The sequence below is a fragment of the Thiocystis violacea genome, assembly GCF_016583575.1.
Classification (GTDB): Bacteria; Pseudomonadota; Gammaproteobacteria; order Chromatiales; family Chromatiaceae; genus Thiocystis; species Thiocystis violacea.
Map to the genome: position 1 here is coordinate 66,172 of NZ_NRRG01000025.1, position 7,719 is coordinate 73,890.

At 56.4% G+C, this 7,719-nt stretch carries 1 protein-coding gene; it reads right to left on the reverse strand.

The features are described from left to right. Nucleotides 1-70: 70 nt before the first annotated feature. Complete coding sequence (locus CKO27_RS13195; RefSeq protein ID WP_200375365.1) at nt 71-7,495, reverse strand: carboxypeptidase regulatory-like domain-containing protein; 7,425 nt, start codon at nt 7,493-7,495, stop codon at nt 71-73. Nucleotides 7,496-7,719 lie beyond the last annotated feature (224 nt).

The window sequence follows — 7,719 nt, forward strand, 5'->3', positions numbered from 1 at the left end:
ATTCACGGCCAATCGGCATCATCACCAACTATCAACATCGTAGCGTGGCCGTTCTACCCATCCTACCTCGCTACGGGCAAAATGCACTGCTCGCATCAGATGGATCACTGCAATCAACATCATAAACAATTCTAACTGCCTTCATATCTGTTCCTTTCCCCCATTGGGGATCATAACTTGTTGAGCCTGTGACGCTACCACTCATACTTTTTGAGTCTATGGCGTTAGAACTCAAGTCTGACCCCTCATTTCCATTTCCAACTCCACTTAAAATCGTATCCCAACCTTTCGGGGGAGTGGGGTTTTCAAGTTTTAGGAGCGGGGCAGCTTCTTTATTTGTTGTCCCAGCTCCGGTTTCTACACTACCGACACTCTGATAATCAATGGACCCCTCGTTAATCTGCATATCTTTCTTGTACTTATTAAGCCTAACTAATCTCAATAATGCAATTTTTCTCGTTTTTATTAGCCTGGAGCGACTCTCCTCATTTTTAGCATTATTTAATAATTTGTTAATATTAATGACATTTTTTGTCAAAATCTCGATGCTCCCATTGATCTTCGAAATGTCGGAGAAATCGGCTGCCTCTCCACTCGGATCCACCCCGACCATCGGATTCCCACTGACATACTGATATCGATTCAACGTCATAGGATCAGTCACCTGCCCATTCAACACATCCAAACTCAAAAACCTTCTTAAATCCGGCCGGTAATAGCGCGCGCGCATGTGCAGCAGCCCATTCTCATCATCCATCACGCCATGCTTACCGACAAAGCGGAACGGATTGTACGAACTGCCCTGCACCGTGGTATTCCCAAAGGGTTCATAGGCATAACGATCCGTGACAACGCCACGGCCATCCGTCAAGGCCAGCGTATTGCCGCCCTGATCGAAGTGGTAATAACGATGATCCGACCCCGCGATCTGCGACACCAGCCCCTCGCCATAAAGGTAGTAGCGCAACACCTGGTTGCTGCCATCGGTCTCAGCCAGCACCGAATAGAGATCCCCGCCAGTCGGGTCGAGTACATAGCGGGTGGTCTGGCCGCCGCTGATCCGCGCCACGCGCCGTCCATCTCCGTCATAGACATAGCTGTCGGTGAGCGTGCCGCCCTGGGTCACGCGGGTAATGAGATCCCGCGCGTTATAGGCATATTGAATCGCCGCGCTACCACTGACATCGGCGGTGAGACGACCGTCGGCGTCATGGGTGATGGCCCCGCCGCCAACGTTGGTCATCCGGTTACTGGCGTCATAGAGCATGTCAGCAGCCTTGCCCAGGTTGCTGGGCAGAAGCGGCAGGTCGAGACTGGCGCTCGTCGGGTTGCCCATGCCGTCGAGCGTCAGCCCGTGACTTGAGATAACCGCGTTGGCGGCGTCGCGGTTGTTTAGCGAGATCAGCCGTCCGGCGGCATCGTAGCCCTGTTGAACCCGCGCACCATTGCCGTAGAGGATGGCCGTAACCGCGCCGGTTTTGTCGCGGGTGTAACCGGTGGTCTGCCCCAACCAATCGGTGAGACTCGCCAGACGCCCAGCGGCGTCGTGCTCATAGGCCACCGCTTGACCGCCGGGATAGGTCAGGCGGTTGAGCAATCCGGCCGCGTCATAGCCATAGGCCACGTCGTTCCCGAAGGCATCGGTGACGGCGGTCAGTCGGTTCTGCTCGTCGTAGCTGTAATGTGTGGTGCCGTTGGCATCCGTCATGGTGCGACGGTTGCTGTTGCGGTCGTAGGCGTAGGCCACCGTGACGCCATCGGGGTAGGTGACGCTGGTCACCCGGTCGAGGTTGTCATAGACGTAGCTGGTCAGGTCGCCGGAGGGCGTGGTACGGGTCAGCAGGTTGCCGTTGTCATCGTAGGTGGAGTTCCACTGCCGCCCCATGGCGTCAGTTTGCCGGGTGAGGCGGTTGAGTGCGTCATAGGTGTAGGTCGTGGTCTGACCCTTGCGATCTGTCGTGGTCGCCAGGTTGCCGTTGGCGTCGTAGGTCGCCCTGGTCACCCCGCCATCGGGCTCGGTGACCTTGGTCATCTGGCCGAGGACGTCATACTCGTACTGGGTCACCTGACCGCGCGCATCGCGCTTGCTGGCGAGCAACCCTTGGGCGTTGTAACTGAATTGCTCATAGTTGCCGAGCGCGTCGGTGGTCCTGGTCTTGCGGTCGAGTTTGTCGTACTCGTTGGTTATGCTCCGGCCTTCCGCGTCGGTGACGGTCAGCACATTGCCGTTCTTGTCGTAGGTGTAGGTGACGGTCTGCGAGAGCGGATTGATCTCCTGCAAGGTCTTGCCGCGCGCGTCGAAGCGGGTCTCGCTGGCCTGGTTCTTTTCATTGATGACGCGATGCAAACGACCCATGGCGTCGTACTCGAAACGGCGGACCCGCACTTGCCCACCGACGCTGTAGCGCTCCTCGATCTTGCGATTGAGGATGTCATAGACATAGGTCGTGGTGTTACCAAGCGGATCGGTGGTGCTCGCCAGGTTGTCGTTGGCGTCGTAGATGTTGGTGGTCTCCCCTCCGGCTGGATCGGTGGTGGTGAGCCGGTTGCCATTGGCATCATAGGTGTAACTGGTCAGATGACCGCCGGCATTTCGCTCGCTGACCACACGGCCGAGATCGTCATAGGTCGTGATACTGACGTTGCCCAGGGCATCGGTGACATGGGTCGGGCGACCTGCCGTGTCGTAGGCAATGTCGGTTTTCTGCCCGCGTGCGTCGGTGGACTGGGTGAGCCGGCCGGTTGCGTCATAGGCACGGCGAGTAATCTGACCCTTTGGATCCTGTACCGTTCTGGCCTTGCCGCTGTCGGTGAAGCCACTGTAACGGGTGGGCGTCGCAACCCCCGGACGGGTGACGCTGGTGAGCGGCGTCAGGTTGGTCTGGCCGGCGATGTCACCCCAGGCGGCCCCCGTCGAGCGGTTCAGGGCGTCGGTGATCTGGCTCGGATTGCCTTCACCGTCCTTGGTGAAATCGACATCGGTTCCCGCGCCGCTCGGCTGCTCCCGACGCGGGATCAGCGCCATCTCGGCGATGCGCTTGCGATTGGTCGTCATGCGGTAGGATTTCTTGCTGCGGAAGTCACCGATATTTTCTGCATCGACCCGCTCAATGAGTCGCGTGCGTGCCGCGTCGATGACGAACGCAACCGTGTTTTTGACCCCATTCGTCGTCGGTCGGATCACGGCGGTTCCAAGACGCTTAAGCGAGTCCGGCTCGTTGGTGTAAAGGTAGCTCCAGGTCTCACCGAGACCATCGGTGACGGACTTGACCCGCCACGCATTTGCATCGGCGAGACAGCGCGCATTGTTGGTAAAACAACAATCGAATCCGCTCGAACAATAGTCGATCGTCGCTTGCCGCTGGCCAAGCGGATCCGTGATGGAGGTCAGGCGCGTATCGCTATAGCCGTAGGTGGTAGAGTTACGGAGCGGATTTCGCACCGCCGTGAGCATGCCCGAAGCGTTCCAGGTATACCCAACGCTTCTCCCCGTAAAGTCGCTCACTTCCGTGATTTTTCCGGTCGCTCCGTCACGGCTGATACTGTAGGCACGGCCGCTGGCATCGGTGGCCCCTGTGATTCGATTGTCACTGTCGTGACTGAACACCAGGGCATTGCCGTCACGATCGGCGATTTGCTCCAAACGGCCGGCGTCTTCCGATGCCGGTTCGGCGAACTGATAGAGCAGATTACCCTGCGTATAAAGGGTAAAGCGGCCGTCCGGACTCTCGATCAGGTCATCGAAGTTGCCCGGATTGCTCGGATAGAATTTATTGTCGAAATCACGGTACCAGGATTGGCGTCGGCCATCTTCGCGGTAGAGCGCGTATTCCCTTGACGTGGAACCCGCCACATTCGAGAGACTCATGTCCAGATTGAAGTACCAGTTGCCCAGCCCTTCTCTTGATTCCGCACTGGCATTGTAGGCACGGGTGATCACGAAATCCGGTCCGGTGCCGGAGACCGAGAGATCGGTCGATGACAGATGGTAGTTACCGCTAATGACATCGACGCCACGGAGTAACTCGCTGCCACTGCTGTTCATGGCGGGGTCGCCGTCCACGGGCGGATGGGTCACGGTCGCCAGACACTGTACCTGTGCAATCTTTCCGTTTGCATCCGTGACCCGAAGATCGATGGGCTGGAGACTTCCGTAACGGCTATTCAGAAAGAGCCTTGCCTCATCGTTGTTGCTCAGCGCACTGTAATTGATCCCCTGCCCCGGCGAGGTCGGCGCTTTCCTCCATTGATACTCATAGGGCTCTTCTCCATCCAATGGAACGGCGATGAGTGTCGCCGAGCCTCTTGGTCCATCGAGCGGAAAACGGTCGAGCGAATCGATCTCGACACTGAATTGGGTGCGGCTGGCGGTATGGGTTCCCGCCGCTATGACAACTCCATTGGCGCGCTCGACTTCCAGACTGACCGAAGTCGAATCCGTGGCTGAAAAGAGGAAGGACCAATCGTCGATCGGGATATTGTCTGGAGTCCGCCAGAACAGGGTGCTCGCGCAAAAGCCTCCCTCGACATCACGCAGATCCGCCTTAGCGACTAACCGATCACCTTGTTTGAGACGCACTTCCTTTAATGGTTGTCCATCGAAATAGCAGGATGTGGCATCGAGCGGCAAACCCAAGGTATTTCCGGTGCAGGAAAGCGCGGTCGAACGACTATCCGGAGGCGGATTCAGGGCTATGACGTCAAAGTCGAAGATCTCCTGACCGTCGGCATCGCTCAGGACACCCAGTTTCTCGCCAGGCTCGCCCCATTGCACACAGGAGAAGTTGCGCTGAGAGTCCGAACCACCCTTTTCCTCGCGCATCTCATCGCAGTCATCGACGACCAAGGTTGTTCCGGCCGCCAGACCTGTCCCTGCAAATTTGAACAACATGCGGTATCCGATATAGGACACTACCGACGTCCGGCGTGGAGAGTCGATGTCGATGGTGACGGACAGGCAATACTTTTCGTCTTCACAGTATTTACCAGGCAGAACGTCTCCAAGCCTCGGGCCACAATTCGGGAAGCGCGGATTGAAGGCGCAGACATCACTGCTGGCAAAATCGATCGTTGCCGGTTGCGCGCGAAATTCAGCCGAACAGGTTGTATCGCGGGTAAGCCTGAAGGACGACTCACACAGCGGATCATCCCAGCCGACAAACTCCGAACCGGACGCGGGCTCGGCCTTCAGCATGATCGGCGTACCTGTCTCATAGGGGCCGGCGGCATTCCCAACAATCTCACCCTCGCCATCACCCGTCTGATTCAACGTCAGGATATAGCTTAGTTGATCGTCACATGCTGGCGTTGTTGTGCTCTCGCTGACGGGCGCTGAATCACCAACCCCATTGGTCGCCATAACGCTATATGTATAGGCGGTGTCGCAGGTCAATCCGCTATCGAGAAAGCTCGATGCATTAGGGGAAACAGCCACGTTCAGCTCGACCCCGTTGCGGCTAATCTTGAAACTGGTCTCGTTGCTGCTGGTATCCGTCCAGTCGAGACGGATCGATGTACGCGACACTGGCGTGAGCGTCAGACCGGTCGGGGCGGCTGGCGGCGCATCCGGATCCGAGCAATCCTGCGTGCTTGCCTGAAGCGTCGCGATGCTCGAATCGCCGAGCGCATTGGTTGCGCGCACGCCGAGTCTATATTCCGTTGCGCACGTCAGCCCCGAGAAGGTATAGGTCGTTCCATTGGCGCTGACTTTCGGGCTAGGAGTCAGTTCCTGTCCATCCTGATAAATCTTGAAACCCGTTTCATCGCTACTATTATCGGTCCAGGAAACTGTAATTGATGTTTCATTGGCCGAATCAACCCGGATATCAGTGGCGGCCTGGGGCGCGGGCGGCCAACCGAGCGGCAATTGCATGTTCTGCGTGGCGGTTGACTGTGCGGCTACGACAATCTCCAGGGCATCGTCACTATTTTCCTCATCATCGTAGTAACGGCTGTAATTATTCGCATAGTTGCAACCAAGCTGCAATACGTAAACGCCAGAGGAAAGACCAGAAATATCGTAGACGCCATCATCATCGGTACGGGCATCTCCAAGCCACTGCCAGTAGTTTCCACTCCAGCGATAGGCTGTTACATTCAGGTGCTTAAGCGGATATCCCCCAAAGCCGATCGCTCGTCCGGCAATCTTTGATGCCATATCCAACCGCACGTCGATATCCGCTTGATCATTCGGATGGGCCAGTAGAATTTCGTCGGCACTGGCCTCGTCGACGGCCTGCCCGTAGTAGATTGGAGCGTAGCTTCCGGACCAGTCCCTGGCTTGTAATTTATATCGACCATCCGCCAGCCCATCAACGGAATATCTCCCATCGGTGTCGGTCTGATCGCTCTCCTGCCAATCCCAGTAACCTCCATTCTCATTCCATAGAAAAATCTCTACATTGATGTCCCGCAGAGGTTGCGATGCCAAATCGGTCACTTGGCCGGATATGCTTGTCCCTGGCGCTAGCGTCACATTTAACCCAGTCTTAACTTCCCCGGCCGCGACCTGGATGGGGACCGCTGAATTAGAATCAGCGCCACCATAGTAACTTCTTTGATAAACATCCGACTTGAAACTAATCTTGTATTCTCCCCGCGGCAGGGAGAGCGAATAGGCACCACTGGCATCCGTCGTCAAAAATCCATCATAGTTTCTATATTCAACCAGAAGGGCATAACGAACATTTGTGTTCGCGATAGGCCGTCCATCCTGATCAACCAGGGTGCCCGACAAGGAACCTGGCGGCTGTAGACTATACTCCCCCAGCGAAAACGTATTGTCAGCAACGTCGATATCCGATCCCTCATCGACCTGCTGCTTTCCAATGTAATATTCAACCGCTTGAGGTATGCCTTGCTCGTATGGACTTTCGATTCTTAATCGATAGGCTCCATTAGGAAGGGAATTCAACTCGAACCGACCATTTTCGTCTGTACCGGTACCACTCACGTATGACCATTCTGATGAAAAGAAGGTATAAACGGAGATGTTGGCGTACGCCGATGGCGTTCCGGAGCTATTCTTAATGGTGCCGGTGATTTTCCCAGTGGGAGGCGTGTCTGTATTCGGGCCGAGCTGCGCGTTGATGCCAGAAACCGAACCTTCGCTCAAGATGGTAATGTCGGTCGCCGCGTCGATACCAAGAGCACCGTCGTAAAACTCAGGATTGAAAGAGCCTTGATCATCGATAAATGAGACGTGGTAAACATTGTCAGATAAATTTTGAATCCGATATGAACCATCCGACTCGCTCCGCGCATTCTCAACCATCTCCCATCCATTACAGGTCCATTTGGATGCCTCCACCCGGATATCCTGAATCGGCGCGCCAGAGCTATTGCTTACGGTCCCCGCGATGCCGCCAAGTTGAGTTGGTTGAGCCAATAAGCCCGTGGAACCAAATAGCAAGGCAGTGATTGCGCTGATCGCGCCCCACCGGATGAAGCGCGGCACACCCGGCGCTGGGACGAGCAAGGAGATCAGACGGCGCATGGGGCCTCCATGAGGGTGGGTGCGGGAAAGGATAAAAGGGCCTTCAGCCTCGCTGGCGCGGGCAAGCAACCCCAGGGGGGAATGGCACTAAGATAAGCCCAACCTGCTGAAACGCATGAGAAAGGCTGGCGGTGGTGGTAGGCTGAGAGTGGCCAAACCCAACTGCCCACCCGTGGAGCCAGCCCCCATGCATCCTCGTCAGCGCGCCGCGCAGCGGCAACGAC

What these genes read in the sequence shown, in the direction of transcription:
- CKO27_RS13195 (WP_200375365.1), bottom strand. Translation starts at nt 7,495, where the DNA reads ATGCGCCGTCTGATCTCCTTGCTCGTCCCAGCGCCGGGTGTGCCGCGC.